General features: G+C 59.3%; 21 protein-coding genes and 5 tRNA genes. 21 read left to right on the forward strand and 5 right to left on the reverse strand.

Going from position 1 to position 26,177, the window contains the following annotated elements:
* Positions 1 to 6: 6 nt before the first annotated feature.
* On the reverse strand, positions 7 to 777 hold the full coding sequence (locus IPH10_01850) for a hypothetical protein (protein MBK6909672.1): 771 nt from the start codon (positions 775 to 777) through the stop codon (positions 7 to 9).
* A 303-nt stretch (positions 778 to 1,080) separates the two neighbouring features.
* Here IPH10_01850 and IPH10_01855 point away from each other — a divergent pair, with 303 nt between their 5' ends.
* From IPH10_01855 to IPH10_01870, 4 genes are all read left to right on the forward strand, one after another.
* Positions 1,081 to 4,182 carry a hypothetical protein gene (locus IPH10_01855; protein ID MBK6909673.1) on the forward strand — a complete coding sequence of 1,034 codons (3,102 nt, stop codon included), beginning with the start codon at positions 1,081 to 1,083 and terminating at the stop codon, positions 4,180 to 4,182.
* Between the two features lie 162 nt (positions 4,183 to 4,344).
* A complete protein-coding gene (locus IPH10_01860) occupies positions 4,345 to 4,578 on the forward strand; it encodes a hypothetical protein (protein ID MBK6909674.1) in 234 nt (77 codons plus the stop codon).
* Between the two features lie 10 nt (positions 4,579 to 4,588).
* Entirely contained in the window at positions 4,589 to 5,380 is a 792-nt protein-coding gene (locus tag IPH10_01865) for a hypothetical protein (protein ID MBK6909675.1), read from the forward strand.
* Positions 5,381 to 5,442: 62 nt separating this feature from the next.
* Positions 5,443 to 6,294 carry an inositol monophosphatase gene (locus tag IPH10_01870; GenBank protein MBK6909676.1) on the forward strand — a complete coding sequence of 284 codons (852 nt, stop codon included), beginning with the start codon at positions 5,443 to 5,445 and terminating at the stop codon, positions 6,292 to 6,294.
* A gap of 69 nt (positions 6,295 to 6,363) precedes the next feature.
* Here IPH10_01870 and IPH10_01875 read toward each other — a convergent pair whose 3' ends face one another.
* The 4 genes from IPH10_01875 to IPH10_01890 all read right to left on the reverse strand — a co-directional run bounded on the left by IPH10_01875 (position 6,364) and on the right by IPH10_01890 (position 12,154).
* Complete coding sequence (locus IPH10_01875) at positions 6,364 to 6,960, reverse strand: hypothetical protein (protein MBK6909677.1); 597 nt, start codon at positions 6,958 to 6,960, stop codon at positions 6,364 to 6,366.
* A 56-nt stretch (positions 6,961 to 7,016) separates the two neighbouring features.
* Complete coding sequence (locus IPH10_01880) at positions 7,017 to 8,345, reverse strand: MFS transporter (protein MBK6909678.1); 1,329 nt, start codon at positions 8,343 to 8,345, stop codon at positions 7,017 to 7,019.
* 1 nt (position 8,346) lies between these two features.
* Positions 8,347 to 10,998 carry a T9SS type A sorting domain-containing protein gene (locus IPH10_01885; protein MBK6909679.1) on the reverse strand — a complete coding sequence of 884 codons (2,652 nt, stop codon included), beginning with the start codon at positions 10,996 to 10,998 and terminating at the stop codon, positions 8,347 to 8,349.
* Positions 10,999 to 11,110: 112 nt separating this feature from the next.
* The gene (locus IPH10_01890; protein ID MBK6909680.1) at positions 11,111 to 12,154 is read right to left on the reverse strand and encodes an NAD(P)-dependent oxidoreductase; all 1,044 of its coding nucleotides are present in this window, start codon (positions 12,152 to 12,154) and stop codon (positions 11,111 to 11,113) included.
* A gap of 180 nt (positions 12,155 to 12,334) precedes the next feature.
* On the opposite strand from IPH10_01890, the gene IPH10_01895 reads away from it, so the two are divergent.
* The 17 genes from IPH10_01895 to rpoB all read left to right on the forward strand — a co-directional run bounded on the left by IPH10_01895 (position 12,335) and on the right by rpoB (position 26,097).
* Entirely contained in the window at positions 12,335 to 13,801 is a 1,467-nt protein-coding gene (locus IPH10_01895) for an amidophosphoribosyltransferase (protein ID MBK6909681.1), read from the forward strand.
* A 3-nt stretch (positions 13,802 to 13,804) separates the two neighbouring features.
* Positions 13,805 to 14,449: a CDP-alcohol phosphatidyltransferase family protein gene (locus tag IPH10_01900; protein MBK6909682.1), complete on the forward strand. Its 645-nt coding sequence runs from the start codon at positions 13,805 to 13,807 to the stop codon at positions 14,447 to 14,449.
* An 83-nt stretch (positions 14,450 to 14,532) separates the two neighbouring features.
* Positions 14,533 to 15,936: a cysteine--tRNA ligase gene (locus IPH10_01905; protein ID MBK6909683.1), complete on the forward strand. Its 1,404-nt coding sequence runs from the start codon at positions 14,533 to 14,535 to the stop codon at positions 15,934 to 15,936.
* 137 nt (positions 15,937 to 16,073) lie between these two features.
* Positions 16,074 to 16,146, forward strand: a tRNA-Thr gene (locus IPH10_01910).
* Between the two features lie 42 nt (positions 16,147 to 16,188).
* Positions 16,189 to 16,271 (forward strand) — tRNA-Tyr (locus tag IPH10_01915).
* A 113-nt stretch (positions 16,272 to 16,384) separates the two neighbouring features.
* A tRNA-Gly gene (locus tag IPH10_01920) sits at positions 16,385 to 16,457 on the forward strand.
* A 74-nt stretch (positions 16,458 to 16,531) separates the two neighbouring features.
* Positions 16,532 to 16,607, forward strand: a tRNA-Thr gene (locus IPH10_01925).
* 83 nt (positions 16,608 to 16,690) lie between these two features.
* Positions 16,691 to 17,881, forward strand: a complete 1,191-nt coding sequence (tuf, locus tag IPH10_01930; protein MBK6909684.1) for an elongation factor Tu — start codon at positions 16,691 to 16,693, stop codon at positions 17,879 to 17,881.
* A gap of 95 nt (positions 17,882 to 17,976) precedes the next feature.
* Positions 17,977 to 18,048, forward strand: a tRNA-Trp gene (locus IPH10_01935).
* A gap of 33 nt (positions 18,049 to 18,081) precedes the next feature.
* The gene (gene secE, locus IPH10_01940) at positions 18,082 to 18,264 is read left to right on the forward strand and encodes a preprotein translocase subunit SecE (protein MBK6909685.1); all 183 of its coding nucleotides are present in this window, start codon (positions 18,082 to 18,084) and stop codon (positions 18,262 to 18,264) included.
* A 12-nt stretch (positions 18,265 to 18,276) separates the two neighbouring features.
* A complete protein-coding gene (locus IPH10_01945) occupies positions 18,277 to 19,182 on the forward strand; it encodes a class I SAM-dependent methyltransferase (protein ID MBK6909686.1) in 906 nt (301 codons plus the stop codon).
* Between the two features lie 17 nt (positions 19,183 to 19,199).
* Positions 19,200 to 19,775, forward strand: coding sequence for a transcription termination/antitermination factor NusG (gene nusG, locus IPH10_01950; GenBank protein MBK6909687.1), 576 nt, complete (start codon positions 19,200 to 19,202; stop codon positions 19,773 to 19,775).
* A 109-nt stretch (positions 19,776 to 19,884) separates the two neighbouring features.
* Complete coding sequence (rplK, locus tag IPH10_01955) at positions 19,885 to 20,310, forward strand: 50S ribosomal protein L11 (protein ID MBK6909688.1); 426 nt, start codon at positions 19,885 to 19,887, stop codon at positions 20,308 to 20,310.
* Between the two features lie 62 nt (positions 20,311 to 20,372).
* On the forward strand, positions 20,373 to 21,074 hold the full coding sequence (locus tag IPH10_01960; protein ID MBK6909689.1) for a 50S ribosomal protein L1: 702 nt from the start codon (positions 20,373 to 20,375) through the stop codon (positions 21,072 to 21,074).
* A 16-nt stretch (positions 21,075 to 21,090) separates the two neighbouring features.
* Positions 21,091 to 21,636: a 50S ribosomal protein L10 gene (locus IPH10_01965; GenBank protein MBK6909690.1), complete on the forward strand. Its 546-nt coding sequence runs from the start codon at positions 21,091 to 21,093 to the stop codon at positions 21,634 to 21,636.
* An 85-nt stretch (positions 21,637 to 21,721) separates the two neighbouring features.
* Positions 21,722 to 22,063, forward strand: coding sequence for a 50S ribosomal protein L7/L12 (gene rplL / locus IPH10_01970; protein ID MBK6909691.1), 342 nt, complete (start codon positions 21,722 to 21,724; stop codon positions 22,061 to 22,063).
* Positions 22,064 to 22,317: 254 nt separating this feature from the next.
* Entirely contained in the window at positions 22,318 to 26,097 is a 3,780-nt protein-coding gene (gene rpoB, locus IPH10_01975; GenBank protein ID MBK6909692.1) for a DNA-directed RNA polymerase subunit beta, read from the forward strand.
* Positions 26,098 to 26,177: the final 80 nt, after the last annotated feature.

The following is a 26,177-nucleotide window of genomic DNA, read 5'->3' on the forward strand; positions in this document are numbered from 1 at the left end:
CCGATTTCAAAAGTAGGTAAACAGTGACACCCGCAGAGTTGTCGCGTCCGCATTCTGGCCAGTCGAACGCACTTCCTCGGCTACCGCAACGTCAGGAGTCCATGTGTAATAAGCATGCCGAACTTCGGCCCGCAATCCAAGTCCGTTCCAACCGGACTTTACACCAATGCCGACGTCTATCAAACTGCGCGCGTCGTCGCTGGTGGTTTCCACCAGACCGGCGCGCGGAACTTCCAAGGCACCACCGCCGCCGACGTAGGCGAACGGTATCCACGACGATCCCATGTCCAGCGTGCCAACGACATGCAGGGCGACCTGATACCCGAAGCGCAAGGCGTCGTAGTCCTTGTCCGTCTTGTGGGCGAACGGGGCGGAGAAATCCGCTGCAATCTCGGTACCGAGATACTTCGTGATCGCATAGCCGCTTTGTACCGAGAACTGCATCAGGTAGCGACGCTCGTGAACGCTCGCCGCCCACGTTTGAAAACTGAGACCGCCGCCAATTTCAAGCAGACCCGAGTGCAAAGTATAGGGACGCGCGGCACTTTCGTGCGGCGGGGCGCCGAGCCAAACAGATTCAACCTCTGAGCGCCCGAACACTTCCATATCAGGTTGGCGAAGATGGCGTTGATCCCACGGAGCAAGATAGACCGCCAATGTGTCTTGGCGAATCACCGCGCCTTCGACGACGCGACCGTCGCGGAGACGCACGAAATCCATCCCGGTCGCGGGAAGTACGACCAGGATGTTGACGAGCAGGATGAGAATTACGTGCATGCGGGTCAGTCAAGTTGTATCGCCGGGATCCTGCTTATGTTACGGATTTTTCAAACAAGTCTCTACTGTTTCACGTGAAATTGCCCTGTTGAGTGGTTTGCGAGAGGCAACATCCCTCTGGTCATCTTGATTATTACAGGCAAACTTTTTCAAAACAACGTGATAATCAATTCCGTTGTACGTGCATTTATGCGATTCGTGGTCGGTATAGAATTAGAATCCTTGTGTTTACGCCGGGCACGAAGTATATTACTTGATATAGTTAGTAGAACCATCGCTGCAACTTTGGCTTTCTCCTCAGTAATGTTCGAATCGTCCCGCGCCCTACATCCCTTCACACTGCAACTGGTGCAACTCACCGGGAACCCGGCGCTCCTCGGAGCCGAGCAGGTTGCCTGGCGTTTCATGGGGGGAGGCGTGCACGTGGTGGCCGGAGGCAACGGGAGCGGAAAGTCGCTGCTGTGCGCCGCCGTACGAGCCGCGGCGACCCCGACGCATACCCGGGAATTGCAGGAGAGTTTGCGCGAGGCCGGATTGACGGAAATTGCTCTGCTTGGCCAAATGGGTGAGGCGCGCGTCGAGTGGTCTTTAGATCTGATGACCGGCCTGACGACATGGCGACCCGCAGCGAACGGCAACGGACTGCCCAGCACGCCCTTTGAAACACTCCATGAAGACGCAGCGGCCGTCGGACCGACGCCGCATCTTGTCGTCAACGGCGACTGGTTGATTCCCGGCACTGCGCAGTTGGCGTGGGCGGAGCGCATGGTGTGCCAGCCGCTGCTGCGCGAGCGCGATGCGTGGCAATTGCGGCGCGAGCAATTGGAGGCAGGCGTCGAGGGGCGGCCCGGCCGAGTGGCGATGCATGAAGCGCTCGACGAGCTGGATGCAAGACTCGATATGGTCCGCGAGAGCAAGATGGAACTCGAGCAGATGGAAGCGCGCGCGCTTGAGCTGCGCAGTCAAATCGGCGAGGCAGAAATGGCGCGGCAGATCGCAGCCGCCGAAGAGACCGAACTTGTCGCCAAGGTTGAACTGGCCGAGCGAGTGGTCCATCTGGAGAACTGGGCGGCCGAGCTGGGTCAATCGTGGACCGCCGCGGAAGGCGTGCGCGAACGCTTCGCCGAATTGCAGGAACGGTTGGAAGAGTTGCAGCAGCAGACGCGCGGATTGCCGGATCAGGCCATCGCGCTGGCCCAGGAATACGCGCAGCTTGAGCAGCAGCGAGCCATCGCCGAGGCGCAGGCACGTGATCTGCATGACCGGGTCCTGCGCCTGACCGAAGAGAAGAACGCACTCGCTGGGCGTTTGTCGGAGATTGAAACGACCATCGAAGCGAGTGAGGCGGCTCCGGCGGAGCAGGAAGCTCGCACGGGCATCGAGCGCTGTGAGCGCGAGCTAACTGACCTATCACGGCGCCGGATTGATCTCGTGCGACGACGCGAGGGCATTGAATTGCAGCGGCAGGAGCGCTTCCGCGAATTGCTGCAATTGAGTCCGGATGAGTGGAACGCGTTAGAGAGCTATCTGAATTCCGCCGCACAGGCCGCCCAGCCGGATTCAGGCGAGCACGAGGCCCGGCGCCAGGAACGGGCACGCATCGCCGAACGATTAGGGCATGACTTCGTAGGCTTCGACCACTTGGGCCGCAATACGCGTGAACGGCTGGACCGGCTGTTCGCTATTCGTGAAACGGTTGCCGCGCGAGAGGCCGAACTCGCTCAACTACGCAGTCGCATCGTCGCGCTGCAAACGCGGCCCCGTGGCAATGGGTTGAAGAGCGTGCTCGCGGTCGTCGGAGCCGGCGCGGCTGGTTTCCCCGTGGGCGCACTTCTGGGCAAGGACATCGGTTTCTTCGCGGCGGTTATCGGGGGCGGATTGGGCTACGGTCTGGCCGCGTTGATGTTACCGAGCCAGGACGCTGATACGTCGTCTGTATTGAAGTCACGGCTTGAATCACTGATGCCGATGCAGCAAGAGGACCTGCACAAACGGGAAGTGCTGCGCTTGGAGGTTGGGCCCCTCGGCGAGTGCCTAACGCTTGAGGCTGCGGTGGACCGTTGGCAGGAGTTTCAACTGCTCGCCGGTAGGTTGCGGTCATTGGACGAGGAGTTATCCAAGGCCCCCGTGGAACATGAGCCCGTACAGGTGCCCGCTATTCTGCGCCGATTGGAACGCGATGAAATGCGGCGGCGTGTAGATGAATTCCGCGAACTGTCACGGCAACTGACCGAAGCTGATCGGGAGTGGGAGCACTTCACGAATGAACACGGGAGTGCGGATCGCGTCGCCGCGCTGGAAGCACAACTGGGTGAATTGCGCGCTGCGTTAGGTCAGGCCGAACTGCAGCGGCAGCAAGCGGCACGGCAGGCCAACGCGACCGCCGCCACGGTGCGCGGCGACATCGGACGGCTTGAACAAGAGTTACGCAGCGTCAGCGACGGCAGCGCGGAGCTTGCGACGTTGAACGATCTGACAGACCGCATGTCGCGGCTGGATGCGCAAGTTCAGCAGGCCTTCTCCATGCGCGGTGCACAGTCCGTCGTGGATGCATTGACAGAGCGCGCGGAATTGCAGCGTGATTTGCGCGAAACAAAGTCGCGCCTTAGTTCCGAACACCCGCCGCAGGAGCTGGCCATCCGCACGCGGGTCATTGAAGAAGAATTGCGGCAGCTCACCGAGCGGTTGCAGGAGATTGACCCGTTGTTCGCGACGTTGGAGTCCCGCGCGGAAGGGCTCGAAAAATACCGTGAACAGATGCAAGTGCTCTTTCAGATGGCAACCAACCACGAACAGCGCGCCGCTGAGCTTAAACATGAATTGGCCGCGTTGGGGACGGAGGATCGCCGGGCTGCGCTGGCTGATTTGCCGGATGAAGACACACTGACCCGTGAACGTTCTGAGGTGCAAGGGCGGCTCGACGAGCTGGACCGCAGCATTCACGCGGCGCGGAATATGGCGGATGCCCTGACCGTTGAACTGGCCGAGTTGCACGGCAGCGCGCGCGAGCGGGTCATGGGCGCAATCCAAACGACCCTTACCGATGCGATCGGCGAGCGCTTTGCCGGAATTGAATGGACTGACGGCGAGTGGCGAGTCGTGCAAGAGGACGGACAGCGACGCGGACTCAACACGCTCTCCCGCGGTATCGCCGAATTGGTCATCTTGTGCATTAATGCCGGACTGCTGGTCGCCAGCACCGAAGCGGAAGGCTGTCCTGTGCTATGGGACGACGTTCTGGCACAGTTGGACGACCACTACCTAAGCGTGGCACGCGGAGTCATTGAGAAACTCGCGCGATCGCGGCAGGTGGTGCTCCTGACGCGAGATGCGCGGATGCGCGCTTGGGGTCGGCCGGTTGAGGTGTTAGCCGGGCGCTATCGGCCTGACGCGCTGATCAGCTAATTCAAGCAGCACAGAAAAATGAACGGGCCGTCCATGCGACGGCCCGTTTGCGCTCCGGGCCGGTGATGGACATTCACGACGTGTGGTTGAATTCCCCAAGCGGTGTGTGGATATGTCGAACGCCTGCACCCGCGCCGCAACGACGTAGGCACAAACTGTCAATTGCGTACGGAATCATTTCGCCGCTCCGCATTGCCGCTCATTGTGGCGAAGTGCACGAATTCCGTTGCATCTGCGCAAACGACCCGCCATGTTGGGCAAGTTGCCAATCTCGTGTTCGGGACCGGCAACGCCAAGCGCCGCGACCTGCACGACCGGTGGTTCAACAATGCTTCGGAACTGGATTTGCAATTGTCGGCAACGACGCGAGAGACGATGCGCGGTCTGAAAAACTGAGCGAGAAGGAATGAACGTGGAGTTGAAAGAGACTCATCAGCAACAGCAAACTGAAGCGACCCCCGGCAACGTCGCGGGAGCGCCTGATTTCGAAGCATTGGAGCGCGAGTTCCTCGGCAGCATGCTGCCGGGCATCGTGCATAATCTGGCCACTCCGCTATCGGGCGTCATCGGCGCGACTCAACTTCTGGAAATGCGCGTGGGCGAGCAGGACCGTCTGCTTGGCGAACTCGAACGCGGCGTCTCACAATCGGCTGAGGCGTTGCGCACACAGCATCATAAGAGCCGCAGCAATTTGGATATCATGTCCCGCAATGCGCGACATCTGACTGAGTTGCTGCAGGTGATCATCCGGAGATTTCACCGCGCCGCGCAGGAAACCACCGGGCCAATGTCGCTTTTCGAATTGGTCTCAAATGAATTGCAGTTTCTGGACGCGAATCTGACGTACAAACACAAAGTGCGCAAACGGTTCGATCTGGCCAAGGATCAATATACCGTGTTCGGCGTCTTCCGCCATGTCGTAGCCGTGATAGACGAATTCGTGCTGTGCACACTGGCCGTCCATGATTTCTCGCGCGGACTGGTGGAAATGAACGTGACGACAAACTTCGCCAATAGCTCGGGCGAGCTTGAGCTGGAGGCCAAATACTTCGAAACGGACGAAGAGCCGCTGCATATCACTGCCCTCGAAATGTACTTGGCACGCACGGCCGAAAACGGCGCCACTTACGAAATCGAACAGCACAAGGGTTCCCTGCGCGTCAAGCTCACGCTGCCGCGTAATGCCAACCGGACTTGATTGTCTCCCCGCGAAGTCGTATTGTTAGGAGGAAACAGACAATACGAAAGCGGTGAGTTCCGATGTATCTGACCGAACAACACGACGACGCGCGCGCGTTGGTGCGAGACACCGACGAGTGCGCGTCGTTAGCATTCGAGGCCTGCCAACTGGCCGGAGGCGTTCTGATGCGCTACTGGCAGGCGCTGAACGAGGCCGACGTGCGCGAAAAATCGAAGGGCGATCTGGTGACCAGCGCCGATCTCGAAGCGGAACGCGTTGTTTCCGAATTCCTGCTGCGCGAGATGCCCGAGGCCGGAATCGTCTGCGAAGAGGGCACGGCCCGGGCCGGAAACGGGCTGGTGTGGTTTCTTGATCCGTTGGACGGAACAACGAATTTTGTGCAGCGCTTCCCGGCGTTTGCTGTCAGCTTGGGTTTGGCCCGGTTGCGGGATGCCGCAGCGCCTGAGCTGTTGTGCGGCGTGGTATTCAATCCGCTGTCAGGACAGCTATTCTGGGGCGCCAAAGACAAAGGCGCATTTTTGGGCACGCAGCGCCTTAGTGTCGCGCGGAAAGAGAAGCTCAGCGAGGCGATGCTGGCCACCGGGTTTCCGCGCCGCTACCATGACGAACTGCCGGCGTTTTTGCGCGAGTTTGCCCTCATCTTTCCACGCTGCCGGGCGATCCGCCGCGCAGGTTCGGCGGCCCTCGATCTGTGCTGGACTGCCCAGGGGATCTTCGATGGATTCTGGGAGCACAAGCTGTCGCCGTGGGATATCGCGGCGGGCGCCCTAATTGTGCAGGAGGCCGGCGGTGTTTGCAGCGACTTCATGGGCGACGATGCGTTTCTCAACAGCGGCAACATCGTGGGGGCGGCGCCGGTGATTCATCAACACATATTGGCCTGCATCGCCGAGGCGCGGCAGCAAGGTTAGCTTTGGAAGTTACGAATGCAAAAGAGCCACTCACGGGAGTGGCTCTTCTCATTCTGGCGCTGTCCAAAGTCAGCGCAGCGGCCAACTGACCGTCTGTTCGAACGACGGACCGATTGTGACTTTGAAGGTCTGTGCGGGACCCGTCGAGTTGATCTCAAAGACGCCCGCCGAAAGTGTGTCGTCAATGAGGACTTTCGCGTCGGGCAAAGTGCGCTCCAACTTGATGTGCCCGGACTTGCGCACGTAAAGTCGCATGTTCTTGCCGGGCAAGACGAGCGCCGGTGAATCTTTGGACTGGCCGCCCAACACGCCCGCCAGCGGCAATCCCGCGGAGATCACTACAGGGAAAACCGACTCGTTCAATTGTCCCTGTGCCGCCAGCTTGTAGTAGTAGGTCACGCCGGGGATTGCCGAAGAATCGTTCAACAGGTACTCGGCGCTGCCCGCGTGAAACGGCACCTCCGTCAGCACGGAGAAGGCGCCCAGTTCTTCATAGCCGCGATAGATGCGGAACTTGACCACGGCGGGCGACTGTTGGTCCAGAGACCAGTTTAGCCGGATGTTGCCATCGTCGGTTGCGTTGGCGCTGAACAGCGATAACAGCGTCGCCAGTTCGGGCATGTCGTCCGCCTGTGCACTGGACCAACCACAAAGAAGCATAGCCACCAAAACAATTCGCGCAATGTGCATGAAGACTCCCGGGAATAATATACGATGGCGGATTAGTCGGACGAGGGTTCAAAGGCCAGTGCTTCGGCGCGTCCCCGCTCTTCAGAAACGCTCCATAAGAGCCACGCACCCAAAACAAAGAAGATTAGCAGCGAGAGCATGCCCGTGCGCAAACTGCCTGTGATCCAGACGGCCAGTCCGAAGATCGCGGGACCGACGGCGCTGGCAAATTTACCGGAAATAGCGAAGAAACTGAAGAACTCCGCGGATTGCCGCGGCGGGATCAAAACGGCTTGCAGCGACCGCGATGCGGCTTGCGTTCCCCCCATCACCAATCCCGCCAGCACGCCAAGGTACCAATATTCGAGGCGCGCATTGCCCAGCCATCCCAATTGCCAGCCCCATAACGACACGATGCTCCAAATCGAAATCCCAATGAGAATCGCGCGCCGATTGTCAAAGCGATTGGCAAGCCAGCCGAAGACCAGGGAACCCAGGAAGGCCACGCCCTGGACCATCAAGAAGAACAGCACGAGCTCGCCCGTCGCGAGTTTGAGCTCTTGGTCGCCAAAGATCGAGGCCATGACAATTACCGTCTCCACACCATCGTTGTAGAGCAGATACGCGAAGAAGAAACGGGCGAAATTGGGCAGCTTCTTCAGTCCCTTCACGCTCCGGGATAGCGCTCGGAACGCATCGGCGATGCGCACCGCGCGCCGCTCAACGGGCGCTCGATAGCTGAACGCCAACGGCAGGGTGAACACGCCCCACCATACTGCGGCGGTCAAGAAACAATGCTGCACAGTAAACGTGCCCGGCGCTGCGCCGAGCAGTTGCGGATACTGCAGCATGACTAGGTTCAGCGCGAGCAGCAAACCGCCGCCGAGGTAGCCCCAGGCCCAGCCGACGCTCGATACTTTGGCGTAGTCTACCGGGTCCGCGATGTCCAGCAGCATCGCGTTATAGAAGATATTCCCGCCTGCGAAACCAAACTGCGCGAACATGAACCACAGGCCGCCGATGAGCCAATCGCCGGCATAGAGTGTGGCGAGCATCCCTGTGGCGGCAATACCAACGGCGGCGTGTATCAGCAGCATCCGCCGCTTCAACTGACCCAGATCAGAAAGCGCCGATAGGATCGGTCCAAAGAGCGCGACCAGAATCATACTGGCCGAAACAAAAAAACTGAAGATCGTCGCGCCGGGTACGCGCGCCCCGAAAAGTTCGATTCCGGCTGCTCCGCCCGCGATCACACCGGCGTAATACTTGTTGAAGATGACGGCGAGAATCGTCGTCGCAAAGGCCGAGTTACCGAAGTCGTAGGTGGCCCATGCGGCAACCTGACCAGGATTGCGGCGGCTAAACGAAAAAAGTCCGGCCACGCTACTTGATGAACTGAAGCGGCTGCGTGAGAGAAACTCCCGGCGCCGTCAGCCGAACAAAGTACGGACCACCGGCGACGACGATGCCTGCATCGGAACGCGCATCCCATAAAGTGCGCTGCGCGCCCCCGTGTGCCCGACCGGAGAACAGGGTGCGCACCGCGCGGCCCAGGACATCATAGACGCGCAGTTGCACATCAGCACTGCCATCCGGTGCCAGCCAGCGAATCTCCACCGAACCGTTAAACGGGTTCGGGAACGCCGGCAACAATTCAAACGACGTCACTTGCTGCGGCGCAGCAGGTTCTACGGAACTCGTCTCCAACAGCCACGAGGCAGCGGAGTCGAGAAAGGCGGCCCGTGACGTGCTGCCGGCCATTCCCGATACGGCTTCCAAACCGAAACTTATGAACATGAAACGGCCGCCTTGATACTCACCGGCAATGCCGCAAACTTCTTCGTCAGTCGTGTCGTTGATGCAAAAGGCCGTGCCGTTGTCAAGCGGCAAGAGCGACGATGGACTGGTTTGATTCCCCGCGCCGCCTGAGCCAAGCAAGAGCAGAAACATGCCGTCCACGTTGGGTGCGCCGCCGAGCCCATAAGCCCACGGGCGATCCGAATCGTGCCGGTTCACGCCGGAGCGCAGGACCGTTTCCAGAAAAGTCGTTGTATTCTCGTCTTCCGTGATATTCTGGCCCGTCAAGAGCAAACCACCGCCCTGCGCCATGTAGTTTGTCAAAGTCGTCTGATCGGCGGCGGTCAGCGTCGTCGCGCTGTCATCTCCGGTCATCCACAGTATCCACGGTACGTCACGAAGTTCGCTAACCGCGCCGGAATCGCGATTCCAGACGCGCACCTCGTCGCCGTTCTGTGTGAGCGAAGCGAGTGCATACGTCTCGTAGTCTTCGCCCAGATCGTCGTCAACGAGCAGTACTTCGGTCGCGGTCAACCAGATGTCGAACGGATCGGCGTTTTCTTCGGGCGGGAGCGGGAAGAAGCTGCGTTCATCAAGGACATAGCGCAGCGGGCCGTGGATCACCATGCGATTGCCGCCCGCGAGCAGTCGGCGATTACCGTTAGTGTACACCTGCCCGGCGGCCACGTCTACGCTCGTCCAGAGTGAATCGGGATACTCGTCAGAATAAAATTCGATATGACAGGGCGGCGCGAAAAACGCATCGTATTCGCCGAGGATTGTGCCGCTGACAACCGCACCGCGGCGAATGTCAAAGAGCGTTGAGTCGAGGCGCCAAAGGGTATCATCTTCGACGACGACGCGCACGCGTTGATAGAGTCGCGGTTGGGCTGGCAAATCGGGAGCATCCGGCAGCGTCCAGAGGGCGGCGAGTGGTATCTCCACACTCGATCCGGGTTCGGCCGTGAAATCCGCGCTATCGGCATAAGCAGGCCCCCAGACCCAGACGCGGCCCGAGAGCGCTTCGGTGCCGGCATTGTTGACCACTGCCACCACGGCCAGCGGATCTCCGGCAAGGTGCGCGCGTTCCGGATCCGGCGAGGCAAAACCACCCGCGGAGAAATCCACAATCGGTCCCGCACTGATGATGCGTTCGAGACCCATCCAGCCCAGATACGCGCTTACCCACGAGTGATCGTTATCGTTGGCAATGCAACACGTGCCCGGCGGAATGCCCCCGTCATTGTCGTCGTCAAAACCCACCAATGAGTCGGCGAAGAAAACTCCGCGATGCCAATAAAGCGAATCGCCGGTAATCTCCCAACACCGAAAGGTAGCGTTGGAGTACCATGTGTTGAAGGCATTGTACCAGCTTGACGGAGCCTCCCAGGTTTCAAGCTGCGTGCCGTATTGATTGATCCACGTCGCGCCGCTGTCCGGGTAGGCTATCCATAGCGAATTGCATACGCCCCAGAGCGCTGTGCCGCCGCACAACGCCCACTCGGTGGCGTTGTTGAGGCGCGCCGGATTGGCTTCGAACCAGTTGCGGATTAGCCGGGCGCGGGACAGAGCGTGGTCGCTCCAATCCGTGCGATTGCGGTAGACCGCATGCGGATACAGCCCGCCGATGCCCAAACCTTGTGCGGCGTAGTTCAGTGTGCTGTTGAGCGCCAGCGGATGCGCCACAACCCAAATTGCGCAACTGTCCGCGTACCAGTTCATGCTCGTGTCGCCGTAGGCTTCGCGAAATTTCCAGGCCGCTTCAAAACCCCAGCCGCTGTTGTGCATGGCGTAGTAGCCGCCGCCTTCCTCGTCCCACGCGGGCCACTCCGCGCAGTACACCCACGCGTCGCGAATGTTCTGCGCGTAACGCGCCGTGTCGCCTGTCCAAAGGGCATATTGCGACCACACGCGGATCGCTTCCTGCGTGTTGTCGGTCTGGATGATGGTGAAATCGCTGCCGACCTCGCCCTCGCGCATGCCGCCGAAATTCACCCCGGGCGTCTGCACCTGCAAGCCCGCCAGAAAATCGCAAAGCTGGCGGTACTTCAGGAAGTACTCAATCTCGTCAAGCGAGCGCCGCGATGTGCGCAGCCCGGTCTCGACGTTCCGCTGAGCGTCCGGGTAGAATCCGCTTGTTCGCGCCGCAAGAATCTCCTCTTCCGTCCAGTAGGGAGTCGCCAATGCTGTGTGCAACGCGAACAGCGTCAGCAGCAGAATGTGCGGAAAATGGCGCATGCGGCCCTCAGTGGAAGCGTTGAAGGAAAAGGTGAAATCGGAATGAACGGAAGGTGCGGAAGCGGCCGCCGGTTCTCCCCCGCGATGGAACGGGGGAGAACCGCAAGTGTACTTACATGAAGCGCTTGAAGAACTTCAGAATGCCCTGGTTCCACGCAATGCGGTGCGTGATGCCCGAGCCTTGCGGAATCGTGTGCTTGTTGTCGAGATACCACTGGTAGCTGCGAATCAGCGCCTGCGCATTGGAATATTTGGGCTTCCAACCGAGTTCGCGTTTGGCCTTCTCAATCGAAACGAAGCTGTCCTGATCGGCCGTGCCGTACACCCACTTGTAGAGCGGCGAAAGGCCCATCGCTTCAAACGTCATCAAGGCGAGCTTGACCGGTCCGGCCGGCGTGCCCCACGGACGCGCGCCGTTGCCGGCGTACTGACACATGGCGCCCATGTCCTCGCGTACGGTCTTGAACTCTTCGGCGCCCACGTTAAACGTGTCGTTAGCGCGCTTGGCTTCAACCGTCGCGCCTAAATAGATCGCATCGGCCAGGTCGTCCACTTCCAAAAGCTGATAGCGATTCTTCCCGTTGCCGATCATCGGAATGCGCTTGCCGCTTTCCACCCAATCGTAGAGAATTTGGAAGACGCCCAGCCGATGAGTGCCGATGAACGTCTTCGGGCGGATCACCGGGACGCAGAATTCCGGCGTGCGGAATTCGACGCAGACCTGCTCCGCCTGGATCTTGCTCTCGCCATAGGGGCCGACGCCGTGTACGCGGTCGGTCTCAAATAGCGGATGGTGATCAGGAATACCGTAAACTGCCGTCGAGGAGACAAACACCACGCGGTCCACGCCCGCCTGCTTGGCGGCTTCCAGCACTCGACGCGTGCCATCCACGTTAATCTCGTAAATATCCTTGGGTTTCCACAACGGCAGGGCGGCCGCGCCGTGGACGATAACATCAATCTTGTGCTCGGACAGTATCTTGTCCAATCCGGCCTTGTCGCGGACATCGTGCTGGACGAACACGGAGCCCGCCGGGTATTCAGAGGTCTCGAACGGGGCAATATCGGTCAGGACGAGGTCCCAACCCTTTTCGGCAAAGCAAAGCGCGGTGTGCAATCCGAGGAAGCCCGCGCCGCCTGTAATCAGTACTTTCACAAAAACAGCTCCTGCTTGGTTCTATGTACGGCCCGGCCCGGGAGGGCTGGGCAACGATTAGCTTACTTCAAGATTTCTAAGATATAAAACTCGGGCGGGAGTTTCAAGCCGGGGAACGATTCCCCGATTTCTGCCCTCCGAGTTGACAACGCCGTCTAAGCGGGTTATATTACAAGTCTTATGTCACACCATACCGACTTTTTCGATGACAAGCCCCGCGATAAATGCGGGGTCATGGCCGTAACTGGCCACCCGCGGGCCGCAGAATTGACCTATTTGGGTCTTTATGCCTTGCAACATCGCGGCCAAGAGTCGGCGGGAGTCGTCAGCGCTGACGGCCAAAAACTGTTCGCGCACCGCGGAATGGGCCTCCTCGCGGACGTCTTCCGGGACCAGGGGAAGTTCAAGGACCTCGCCGGAGCCAGCGCCATCGGGCACGTGCGCTACTCTACGACTGGCTCCTCATCGCTCGCTAACGTGCAGCCCATCATGGTTAACACCAAGGACGGGCCGTTGGCAGTCGGGCATAACGGCAATATCACCAACGAACGGGCGCTGCGCTACCGGCTGGAGCAAGAGGGCGCAATCTTTCAGACGACCTCGGATTCCGAGTTGTTTGTCCACCTCATCGCCCGCTCCAAGGCCACGACCAATTCTGGACGGCTGGCGGACGCCGTGCGTGAGTTAGAAGGGGCGTTCTCGGTAGTCCTGATTACGAAAGACGAGCTTCTGGTCGCGCGCGACCCGCACGGCTTCAGGCCGCTCGCGATGGGCAGACTGGGCGACAGTTTCGTCTTTGCGTCCGAAACCTGCGCCTTTGATCTGATCGGAGCAACCTACGAGCGCGACGTGGATGCGGGTGAGATTATTACAATCTCGGCGCGGGGCCGCGAGTCGCTGCGTTATGCGCCCGCGCAGCTCAATATGTGCATTTTTGAGCTGATCTATTTCGCCCGGCCAGATAGTATGATCTACGGCACTTCGGTGGACAAAGTGCGGCGCAAACTCGGTAAGATCCTGGCCGACGAGTCGCCGGTGGACGCCGACGTCGTGATCTCGGTCCCGGATTCGTCAAACACCTCGGCAATCGGCTATGCGCGGCGCACGGGGATAAAGTTTGAAATCGGGCTGATTCGCAACCACTACATCGGCCGTACGTTCATCAATCCGTCGCAGTTCATGCGCTCATACAACTCGCGCATCAAATACAATCCGGTCCGCGGGGTACTCGAGGGGCGGCGCGTGGTCCTAGTGGATGACTCGATTGTGCGCGGCACGACTCTGAAGAAGCTGACCACCATTGTGCGCGATGCCGGAGCGACCGAAGTGCACGTGCGCATCGCGTCACCGCCGGTACGCTGGCCCTGCTTCTACGGGATGGACTATCCGACGCGCAAAGAGCTGATTGCGGCCTTCGCGTCGCCGACCGAGATACAAAACTACCTCGGTGTTGAGTCGTTGCGCTATCTTTCGCAAGAGGGCATGCTCTCCGCGACGCGCGACGCACCGTCGAACTATTGCACCGCCTGCTTCTCGGGTAACTATCCGGTTGCCCTGAAAGATCCGGCCCAATTGGCGGAGTTGGCCGAGCCCGACAAAGAGTGGGCGCGCGCCGAACTAGAGCGCGTTCTGCGCACGATGGAGTAACGCTTGACCGAACCGCGCCGACAAGAGTCCGCGCCCATGCAGACCTCGAAGTTCGTCTTCGCGCCAAAGCCACGACCGCGCAAGTTCCTGACTGTGCCCAACCTGATGAGCATCGGACGGATCTTGTTGCTCATTCCACTATTCTACTTCCTGGAGCGGGGACCGCGCGACAACGGGAATTTCTGGGCGCTCGTGGTGATGGCGATTGCGCTGGTCAGTGACATGGTGGACGGTTTGATCGCGCGCTGGTTTCATGTCGAGACCGATTGGGGCCGCGTCCTCGATCCGCTGGCCGACAAAGTCTGGCTGGGGGCACTCGCGGTATTTCTGGCGTTGCCTACGCGCGCGAATCCGCTGCCGCTGCCGTTTCTGCTGATGCTCTTGGTGCGCGATGCCGCGATTGTCTGCGGATCGTTCTATGTGTTTCGCAAGCGCGGATTGGTCGTCACGTCGAATTATATCGGCAAACTGACCATGTTCGTTGTGGCACTGACGCTGATCAGCTACACAATCAACTGGGCGCCGCCGCTATTCGGCTGGCTCACACCGCTGACGCTCTTGTGGCTTGCCACGGGCTTCGTTGTCATTTCGAGCGCCCAGTATCTGCTGCGCTTCGTGCATTACAGCGCGATGAAGCGCACCGGCTGACAGACGGCCGGCGCCGGAGCTGTCCGCACTGGTTTTCTGACCATCAATAATCCCCCCGGGAGCACCGAGGGGACATTCTATCTATGCCACTGCAACTTTACAACACACTGTCCCGCAAAGTCGAGCCGTTTATTCCGCGCGATTCCGGCAAGGCCACGATGTATACCTGCGGTCCGACCGTTTACGCGCGCGCCCATATCGGCAATTTCCGCACTTTTCTGGTCTCGGATCTGCTGCGCCGCTATCTGGAATACTCGGGCTTCGAGGTGAAGTGGGTGATGAACCTGACGGACATTGACGATAAGACGATCAAGGGCGCGAATGCCGAAGGAATTTCGCTGCGCGACTACACGGATCGCTATATCGCTTCATTTCACGACGACCGCAAGACGCTGCGGATCGTGGATGCGGACCTCTATCCGCGGGCGACGGAGCATATCGGCGAAATGGTGCAGATGGTCGAGGACCTGATCGAGCGCAAGCATGCTTACGTTGTCGAAGGTTCCGCCTACTACAAGATTGATTCGTTCAAGACCTACGGCCAGCTCGCGCGGTTGAATCCTGAAGAACTGCGCGTCGGCGAGCGCGTTGCCAGTGACGAGTACGAGAAGGAGGACGTCCGCGACTTCGCTCTGTGGAAGGCGTGGGACACGGTGGACGGACCGGTCGCGTGGGAAACCAGTTTAGGCAAGGGGCGGCCCGGTTGGCACCTCGAGTGTTCCGCGATGTCCTTGAAATATCTCGGGAAGAATTTCGACTTGCATCTGGGCGGCGTGGACCTGATCTTCCCGCACCATCAGAACGAAATCGCGCAGACCGAAGGCGTGACCGATTCTCCCTTGGCGCGCTATTGGGTGCATTCTGAGCATCTGCTCGTGGACGGCCAGAAGATGTCGAAGTCGCTTGGGAATTTTTACACGGTGACCGATCTGCTGGATATGGGATGGAAGCCGCGCGAGATTCGGTTCGGTCTGCTCGCCGGACATTACCGCCAGCGCACGAATTTCCAAGCGAGCGGTCTCGAGGGGATCAAGCAATCGCTGGCCCGATTTGAAGCTTGCGCGGTCAACATGCAGCATGCGGAAGGGCAGGGGGGGCTGGCGCAGTTGCAGGCCATCGTGGCGCAGCGCGAACAGGAGTTCCGCACTGCCCTCGATGATGACCTAAACTTTCCGGAAGCGCTCGCGGCTGTTTTCAATTTTGTCCGCGATGCGAACACGCTCTGCCAAGAGCGGAAGATTGGCGCCGCTGAACGCGAACTCGGTCTCGAGACGATGCGCAAATTCGACCGAGTGCTCGGCTTTCTCGATTTGGATGCCGAGGCCACCGACCCCGAAGCCGCCGAGATCGAGGCGCTTATCGAAACCCGCAACTCGGCTCGCAAATCCAAGAATTGGGCGGAAGCCGACCGCGCCCGCGACGAGCTCACCGCCCGGGGCATCATCCTCGAGGACCGGGCCGGGAAGACGGTGTGGCGGAGGAAGTAGGAGAGGCGTTTCGAGGAGGGAGGAGGCTGCAAAATCGCCAAAATGCCCCAAATCGGCCAAAACGGGGCCTCGTGACCCTTGACAGCCAGAAAACAAGTTCTTAACTTTGGGTCTTGGGTTTTCGGCGGTACCTAACTGCTGGCGTAGCTCAACTGGTAGAGCAGTTGATTTGTAATCAACCGGTTGCGGGTTCAAGTCCTGTCGCCAGCTCTATTCCCACCAGATGAGCGGCCCCAATACACATTTCCTCCTGGTGGCATGCCCGAGCGGCTAAAGGGGGCAGACTGTAAATCTGCTGGCAGACGCCTACGGTGGTTCGAATCCATCTGCCACCACCCGGTATCCCCCCGACTGAGACAATCTTAGTCCTTGTTCTTAGTGGCTTTAAGAATGGTCGCCCGTGCGGGGTGTACCCTTTTTTGAGCTGTTTACCCATTTCTGTTCGTATGCGGGCGTAGCTCAGTTGGTAGAGCATCAGCCTTCCAAGCTGAGGGTCGCGGGTTCGAGTCTCGTCGCCCGCTCGCAGTATATCCCGAATTCCGAGGTCAAATCCAAACCTGGAATGGTCCGCCCGGGATGGTGACACGCAACCGCTGCTCGTGTAGCTCAGATGGTAGAGCGCGTCCTTGGTAAGGACGAGGTCAGCGGTTCAATCCCGCTCACGAGCTCCATATCGCCACCCCCGAGTGGCCCCCGCACCGCACAAGATTGACATGAACATATAATGCTGCACCCTTAAGGAGGTTGTCCGGCAATGGCAAAGGCCAAATTCGAACGTACGAAACCGCACGTCAACATCGGCACCATCGGTCACGTGGACCATGGCAAGACCACGCTCACGGCGGCTATCACGCAAGTGCTCGCCCAGAAGGGTCTGGCGCAAGCGCGTAACTATGACGAAATCGACAACGCGCCCGAAGAAAAAGAACGCGGCGTTACGATTAACGTCCACCACGCTGAGTACGAAACCGAGAAGCGCCACTACGCGCACGTGGACTGCCCGGGCCACGCCGACTACATCAAGAACATGGTCACCGGCGCCGCGCAGATGGACGGCGCGATCCTGGTCGTGTCCGCCGCCGACGGCCCCATGCCGCAGACGCGTGAACACGTGCTGCTGGCCCGTCAGGTGAACGTGCCCGCCCTCGTCGTGTTCCTCAACAAGTGCGACCAGGTTGACGATCCGGAATTGCTGGACCTCGTCGAATTGGAAGTGCGCGAACTCCTGTCGTCCTACGAATTCCCCGGCGATACCTGCCCGGTCATTCGCGGCAGCGCTCTCGACGCGCTCTCGAACCTGACCGACGCGGACAAGACCAAGTGCATCCACGAACTTATGACCGCCGTGGACAACTTCATTCCGGAACCGGAACGCGCGCTCGACAAGCCGTTCCTGATGCCGATTGAAGACGTGTTCTCGATCACCGGTCGCGGTACCGTGGGCACGGGTCGTATCGAGCGCGGCAAAATCAAGGTCGGCGAAGAAATCGAAATCGTCGGTCTGGGCCAGCACAAGAAGACCGTCGTCACCGGCGTGGAAATGTTCCGCAAATTGCTCGACGAAGGTTTCGCCGGCGACAACGCGGGTCTGCTTCTGCGCGGCGTGGAAAAAGACGAACTCGAGCGCGGCATGGTGCTGTGCAAAATCGGTTCGATCAAGCCGCATAAGAAGTTCGAAGCGCAGGTCTACGTGTTGTCGAAGGAAGAAGGCGGCCGTCACACGCCGTTCTTCAACAACTACCGTCCGCAGTTCTTCTTCCGTACCACCGACGTGACGGGCGCCATTCAAATGCAGGGCGGCGCTGAAATGATTATGCCGGGCGACAACACGACCATCACGGTCGAGCTGATCACCGACATCGCCATGGACGAAGGTCTGCGCTTCGCTATTCGTGAAGGCGGCAAGACCGTCGGCGCGGGTCGCGTGACCAAGATCATCGAGTAAGTATCTCGCATTCACGGAACGGCCGGGGTTGCTCGCGGAACCCCGGCCTTGTGTTCCCTTTCGCTGCCGTCGCGCGAGTCGTTACGGCCGCCCATACGGCAGTAGCTCAACGGTAGAGTCCTGGTCTCCAAAACCAGTTGTTGGGGGTTCGAATCCCTCCTGCCGTGCCTGACTGGGGAAATCCTCACTCTCATTGCACTATGCTTAAGAAATTTGCGGACTATTTTGTTGACGTGCGTGCCGAGATGTCCAAGGTCACTTGGCCGACGCGCCCCGAAGTCGTGGAAAGCACCTGGATCGTCCTGGGCTTTGCCTTCGCGTTCGGTATCGCCGTGTTCGCCGTTGACCGGATCCTCAGCCTTGGTCTGCAGCAATTGCTGTAGGCTCGAGGGCGCGTGAACTTCGAAACCATCCCCTGTCCGGTGTGTACCCACACCGAACATTCACCGGAACGTATCGTCAGCGATCGCTTCCGGGTGCTTGGGGAACGAACCTACGCGCTGGTCCGCTGCCAAAAGTGTAAACTGGTCTTTCTGAATCCCCGTCCGGACGTCGGTTCGATCGGCGCATTCTACGACGTGCCCGGTTATGATCCGTTCGGATCCGCCGGCGAAGAGCCGCAGACGCTGTCCGCCAAGCTCTATAAAAAGCTGCGGCCCCTGTCCATCCGCAAAAAAGCCGCGCGCGTGGTGGCCGGACTAAAACCCGCGGACCGCTGCCTGGACGTGGGCTGCGCGACCGGCGAGTTCATTGTTGAATTGAAACGGCGCGGACTCGAAGCCGATGGCTGTGAGCCCAGCGCCAAAGCCGCCGATTACGCGCGTGACCATTACGGTCTGCGAGTGTGGACGGGCGGCATCGAAAGCGTGCCGACGCACGCCGGTCCGTATAAATTGATTACGATGTGGCATGTGCTCGAACATGTCCACAAACTTCGCGATACGCTCGAGACGGCGCGGCAACTGCTCGCACCGCGCGGGAAAATCGCCATCGCCGTGCCTAATCCGCAATCGCTCGACGCCAAGGCTTACGGCGACCGCTGGGTGGGATGGGACACGCCGCGGCATCTTTATCACTTCGATCCGCCCGTGATGTTAGACCTCTTGATTCGTGCCGGGTTCGACCCGCGCAGTCTGGGGGCGGTGGCCTTCGATGCGTTCTATCATAGTATTCTGTCGGAACCGCGCGGAGTCGCCGGGCTTCTGCGCGGCGGTACACGCGGCATGCTGAGCTACGCGAGCGGAGTCTTCGGCGGGCCAGGCTCGTCCGAGCTGTATTTGGGAATCAAACGACCGACCTGACGGTCTTACGAGAGGGCATGGCGCAAGTAACTGACGCTCCGATCCGCGAAGGAGAACTGGGATGGTATGTCATCCATGTGTTCACCGGGCAGGAAGAAAAGATCAAGGGCTTCCTCGAAGAAGAGTCCAAGCGGCTGGGCATTGCTGACCAGATCACGCAGGTGCTCATCCCCAAGGAAGACGTGATCGAAATGCGCGACGGCAAGAAAAAAGCCAAAACGCGCACGTTCTTTCCCGGCTATATGCTGGTCGAGATGATTCTCAACAAGACGACCGAGCATTTGATCCTCAATACACCGCAGGTCATCAATTTCGTCGGCCCCAAGAATCGTCCCGTGCCGCTGCGCCGTCACGAAGTCGAACGGATTCTCGGCCAACAAGACAAGGCCGCCGATACCGAGCTGATCGAACTGCCGTTCCAAGTGGGCGACACGATCAAAGTTATTGACGGACCGTTTAAGGATTTCACCGGCGTCGTGCGCGAAATCAATATGCCCAAGCGCAAGGCCAAGGTCATGGTGTCCATCTTCGGACGCTCCACGCCGATCGAACTCGACTTCCTGCAGATCTCGACGGAACTCGGCACCAGTTAAGTCCCCCTGTGCGACCGGAAGCCTCACCGGTTGCGTCACTTCAAATAGCAATTAGCGTATATCCTCCACTTCCGGCACAGGCGGCGGGGGAAATCAGAAGAGATACATCATGGCAAAGCAGATTACCGGATTCATTCGTTTGCAAATTCCCGCCGCCGCCGCGACCCCCGCGCCGCCGATTGGTCCTGCGCTTGGTCAGAAGCAGGTCAATATTATGGAATTCTGCAAGCAGTTCAATGCCCGCACCGAAAAGGACAAGGGAATGATTATTCCCGTCGTCATCACGGTGTACAAGGACAAGAGCTTCAGTTTCATCACGAAGACTCCGCCCGCCGCCATTCTGATCAAGAAGGCGATCAAGGTCGAACGCGGCTCGGGCGAACCCAACCGTAACAAGGTTGGCACGATCACGCAGGGCGCTATCCGCGAGATCGCCGAGATCAAGATGAAAGACCTGAATGCCAACACTGTCGAAATGGCCATGCGGATGGTCGAAGGCACCTGCCGCTCGATGGGCGTCAACGTTTCCAACTGATTCTTTTTTCATAACGGGTGGGAGTGCGGACGCCGCACGAACGAACCACCAAAGGAGCACATTTGCCCTATTCAAAACGCGTCAAGAAAAATCGCGGGCTGGTCAACCGCACGGCGGAGTTGCCTCTAACTGCCGCCATTGACACGCTCAAGAAATCCGCACCGGCAAAGTTCAACGAAACGGTTGAAGTTGCGGTGCGCTTGGGAGTGGATCCCAAAAAGGCCGATCAGATCGTTCGCGGGACGGTGACGCTGCCCCACGGCACGGGTAAGACCGTGCGCGTCGTGGCCGTGTCCAAGACCAAAATCGCTGAAGCGCAGGAAGCCGGCGCCGACCATGCGGGCTTCGAGGATATCCTCGAACGCATCAAAGGCGGTTGGACCGACTTCGACGTACTCGTTGCGTCGCCCGAGGTCATGGCCGACCTTGGTAAGCTCGGTAAGATTTTGGGTCCGCGCGGATTGATGCCGAACCCGAAAGCCGGAACCGTGACCCCGAACCTTGGCAACGCCGTGCGCGAAGTCAAGAGCGGTAAAGTCGAGTTCCGTGTGGACAAGTACGGCATCCTGCATCTCGGCGTCGGCCGCATCAATTTCACCGCGCAGCAGCTCTTCGACAACATCGAAGAGTTCTTCAAGAATATTATGCGCGCCAAGCCCGCCACGGCCAAGGGGGTTTACGTCAAGTCGGTGTTCCTGACTTCCACGATGGGACCGGGTATCCGCGTCCAGCGTACCGAAGTCGAGAACGCGAAGCTCCACTAAGCCCTGAGGAATTACGATGTCTTTAGCTGAACTCGAAAACCGAACGATACGACCCGAGAAGATCGCCAAGGTCGCGGATTTCCGCGATCGCGTCGGTCGCGCTGCGGGTATCTACCTGACTGACAACCTTGGGTTGTCGGTCGAACACATGACCGAGCTGCGCCGCGAGTGCTTCAAAAATCAGGTTGATTTCATGATCATCAAGAACACCTTCTCCCGCCGTGTGCTGGAAGAAAAGGGGTTCGCTGAGATCCTGCCGCACCTGAACGGACCGACCGCCATCGCGATCGGCTACGAAGACGGAGCCACGCCCGCCCGCATCCTTGATAAATTTATGAGCACGCATGACAAGCTCAAGATCAAGGGTCTGATCTTTGACGGTAAGGTGCTGCCTGCGTCCGAAATGGCCGCCATCAAGGACCTGCCGACGCGCGAACAGGCGCTGTCGGGATTGGTCGGCGCGATCTACGGACCGGTGCAGGGCTTCTACAATGTTATCAACGGCATCTTGCGCGATTTCGTGTCCGTCGTGGACCAGATCGCCACCAAGAAGCAGGGTTGAAACAAGTCACTTTTTCCTTTCTGAGATTTTAACAAAACCATAACGGAGACTAACCGTGCAGCAGATTATCGAAGCCATCGAAAAAATGACCGTGCTTGAGTTGGTGGAACTCAAGAAGGCGCTCGAAGAAAAATTTGGCGTAACCGCCGCCGCCCCCATGATGATGGGTATGCCCATGATGGGTGGAGCCGCGCCGGCCGCCGCTGTCGAAGAGAAGACCGAGTTTGACGTCGTGCTCCTGGAAGCCGGCTCCAATAAGATTCAGGTCATCAAGGTCGTGCGCGAATTGACCGGCCTCGGTCTGAAGGAAGCCAAAGACCTCGTGGACGGCGCGCCCAAGACCGTGAAAGAAGCCGTCTCGAAGGACGAAGCGGCTAAGGTCAAGGCCAAGCTCGAAGAGCAGGGCGCCAAAATCGACATCAAGTAAAGCGGTTGCTGGTTTTAGCAACCCCGCGCTGTCCCGACACACAGTAGTCGGGTTGCCGAGTCCCTTCTGAGTCCGTTTGTGACCCGGAAGTCAGACTTGGCAATTTGCGTTTAATAAGCCCCGTCCATCTGTCCCCAATTTCCCGGTATTTGACGCCCGCGAACGCCGCGCAACATCGCAGTTGCACGCGAGCAACGGCGTAACCATCCCGGGCCGGTACGAGCATCCACGCGGTCATTCCAAGGGAGCCTTTCGTGCGCGATACGCAGCGAACCATCCAGCGCATTAACTTTTCGAAAATTCCCGAAGTTCATGAGATGCCTGACCTCCTCGAGGTCCAGCTCAAGAGCTTCCGGGACTTTTTGCAGGCCGATGTGCCGCCCAATCGCAGACGGGCCGTCGGCCTCGAAGCGGTGTTCCGCAATATTTTCCCGATTATTGACAATCGGGAAACGCACATTCTCGAATACGTCGAATACCAGGTCGAACGGCCCAAGTACGAAGAAGACGAGTGCCGCGAGCGCGGCGTCACGTATCAGGCGGCGCTGAAAGCCAAGCTGCGCCTGTCATCACGCGACGAAACCAGCGAAGCCGGCGCCTTCGATTCAACCATCGAAAGCGACGTCTATCTCGGCAACCTGCCGCTCATGACCTCGTCGGGCACGTTCATCATTAACGGCGCTGAACGCGTCATCGTGTCGCAGCTGCACCGCAGCCCGGGTGTGTTCTTCGGCGAAGATACGCACCCCAACGGCAAGAAGATCTACTCGGCGCGCATCATTCCATTCCGCGGTTCTTGGATCGAAATCTCCACGGACATCAATGACGTCCTGAACGTCTATGTGGACCGCCGCAAGAAGTTCCCCGCGACGACGCTGCTGCGCGCCATGGGCTATCAGAATAACCGCGACATCCTCGATCTGTTCGGATTCGTGGAAACGCTGCCGACCAACCGCAAAGATTTGAACAAGGAAGTTGGCCGCCGCCTCGTGAGCGACGCGCTGAACGCTTCCACGGGCGAAGTCGTCGCCACCGCGGGCGCGGAACTCAGCGACGAATTGATCGCCAAGCTGATCGAAGCCGGCGTGCAGATGGTTGACCTGGCTAAGCCCAAGAAGAAAGATACCTCGTACGACATCCTGATCAATACGATCAATAAGGACAAGTCGCAATCGAGCGATCACGCGCTGGAAGTCATATACCGCGAATTGCGCAGTGGTGACGCTCCCGACATCGAAACCGCCCGCAAATTCCTCGAACGACTGCTGTTCGATGAGAAGCGTTACGACCTCGGTGCCGTGGGCCGCTACCGCCTGAACAACAAACTCGAACTGAACGTGCCGCCGGATTGCGCCGTACTGACCGTGGACGACATTGTCGCCATCATGAAGCACGTGCTCAAGCTGCGCGTGGGCCGCGCCGCGCCGGACGACATTGACCACCTCGGCAACCGCCGCGTGCGTACGGTAGGTGAGCAGCTCGCCAACCAGTTCAGCGTCGCGCTCTCCCGCATGGCGCGCACGATCAAGGAACGCATGAATCTGCGCGACTCAAACGCGCTGACGCCGCAAGACCTGATCAACGTGCGTACGATCACGTCCGTGATCAACAGCTTCTTCGGAACCAATCAGCTTTCGCAGTTCCTCGACATGGTGAACCCGCTGACCGAATTGACGCACAAGCGCCGCTTGTCCGCGCTCGGCCCCGGCGGTCTGACCCGCGAACGCGCCGGCTTCGAAGTCCGCGACGTGCATTACACGCACTACGGCCGCCTGTGCCCGATCGAAACGCCGGAAGGTCCGAACATCGGTTTGATCTCGTCGCTGTGCACCTATGCGCGCATCAACGAGATGGGCTTCGTCGAAACGCCGTACCGCGTCGTGAAAAACGCCAAGGTGTCCAAGTCCATCAAGTTCCTGTCCGCCGACGAAGAAGACCGCGTGACCATCGCGCAGGCCAACACGCCGATCAACCCGAAGGGTGAGTTCCAGACGGAACGCGTGAAGTGCCGTAACCGAGCCGACTTCCCGATCGCGCATCCGGACAACATCGAATACATGGACGTGGCGCCGTCGCAAATCGTCTCAGTCGCCGCGGCCTTGATTCCGTTCCTCGAGCACGACGACGCCAACCGCGCGTTGATGGGCTCGAACATGCAGCGCCAGGCCGTCCCGCTGCTGCGTCCCGAAACGCCGTACGTGGGTACCGGCATGGAGCGCAAGGCGGCGATTGATTCGCGCACCATGATCGTCGCGCCGAGTGACGGCGTCGTCGAATACGTGGATAGTGACAGAATCATCTTCCGCCCGAACCCGACGCTCGACGAAGAAGGAAACATCGTCGCGAACGGCGAGTCGGTGTCGTACCGGCTGAAGAAGTTCGTGCGCACGAACCAGGACACTTGCATCAACCAGAAGCCATCGGTTTACGAAGGCGAAGAAGTCAAAGCCGGCACGACGCTCGCTGACGGCTGCGCGACTGACCGCGGTGAATTGGCGCTCGGCCGCAATACGCTGGTGGCCTTCATGCCGTGGCACGGTTACAACTTCGAAGACTCGATCATCGTCTCTGAACGCATCGTTTACGACGACATCTACACCTCGATCAATATCGAAGAGCTCGAGCTGCAGGTGCGCGAAACGAAACGCGGCGAGGAAGAGCTGACCCGCGAAATTCCCAACGTGTCCGAAGAGGCCGTCAAGAACCTCGACGAGATCGGCGTGATTCGCATCGGCGCAATCGTGCGACCGGGCGACATTCTGGTCGGTAAGGTAACACCGAAGGGCGAGACCGACCTGACGCCGGAAGACAAACTGCTCAAGGCGATCTTCGGCGACAAGGCCGGCGACGTCAAGGACGCGAGCCTTAAGGCGCACACCGGTATGTACGGCATCGTCATCAACACGAAGCTGTTCAGCCGCAAGAAAAAAGACGCCAAGACGCGCAAGGAAGACAAAAAGCTGATCGAAGATCTCGAGGCGCGTTTTGACCGCGAACGGCAGCGTTTGCGCAAGCAGCTCGCTGAAGAGCTCTACGCGGTTCTGCGCGGCCACAAGGCCCGCGAAATCCGCGACCGCGATCAGACCGAAATCCTCGTTGCCGAAGGCGCAGCGTTCAGCGAATCACTTCTGCAGAACGTCAATATCGAACGCATCGAGTCGGGCTTCGATTGGACGCACAACGAAGGCATCAACGAGATGATCGCCCAGTCGTTCGATAAGTACCGCGAACGCCTGTTCGAGCACGAGACTGAACTGAAGAACGAAAAGTACCGCATTGAAGTCGGCGATGAGTTACCCCCGGGTATCGTGCAGCTTGTGCGCGTTTATGTCGCGCAAAAGCGCAAGCTGTCGGTCGGTGACAAGATGGCCGGTCGTCACGGTAACAAGGGCGTCGTCGGTAAGGTCGTGCCCGTCGAAGACATGCCGTTCCTGTCCGACGGCACGCCGGTTGACATCATTCTGAATCCGCTGTCCGTGCCGTCCCGTATGAACATCGGCCAGCTGTTCGAAACGACGCTCGGCTGGGCGGCGCACCGTTTGGGTGTGCATTTCGCGACGCCGGTGTTTGACGGCGCAAAAACGGCCGACGTCGAGGAGTGGCTCGACCGCGCCGGTCTGCCGAATACCGGCAAGACATATCTGTTCGATGGACGCACCGGCGACCGCTTCAAAGAAGAGACCGCCGTTGGCTTCATGTATGTACTTAAACTCTCGCACTTGGTGGATGACAAGATTCACGCGCGCTCGATTGGACCGTACAGCTTAATTACGCAGCAGCCGCTTGGCGGCAAGGCGCAATTCGGCGGTCAGCGCTTCGGTGAAATGGAAGTCTGGGCGCTCGAAGCCTACGGCGCGTCGCACATCCTGCAAGAGATCCTCACCATCAAATCGGACGACGTCAACGGCCGCGCGCGGACCTATGAAGCGATCGTCAAGGGCGATAACCTGCCCGCGCCCGGCATTCCCGAGTCGTTCCACGTGCTCGTCAATGAGTTGCGTGGCCTGGGTATTGACGTGGACTTGCGCGAATAACGCAGCGCTACGCCTCGATCGTTCGTCGTTCGTCCCTTTTAGTGTGTAGTTTTCCGGTCGCGGTTACGCGGCCTTCATCG

The sequence above is a fragment of the bacterium genome (assembly GCA_016702305.1).
Taxonomy (GTDB): Bacteria; Electryoneota; RPQS01; order RPQS01; family RPQS01; genus JABWCQ01.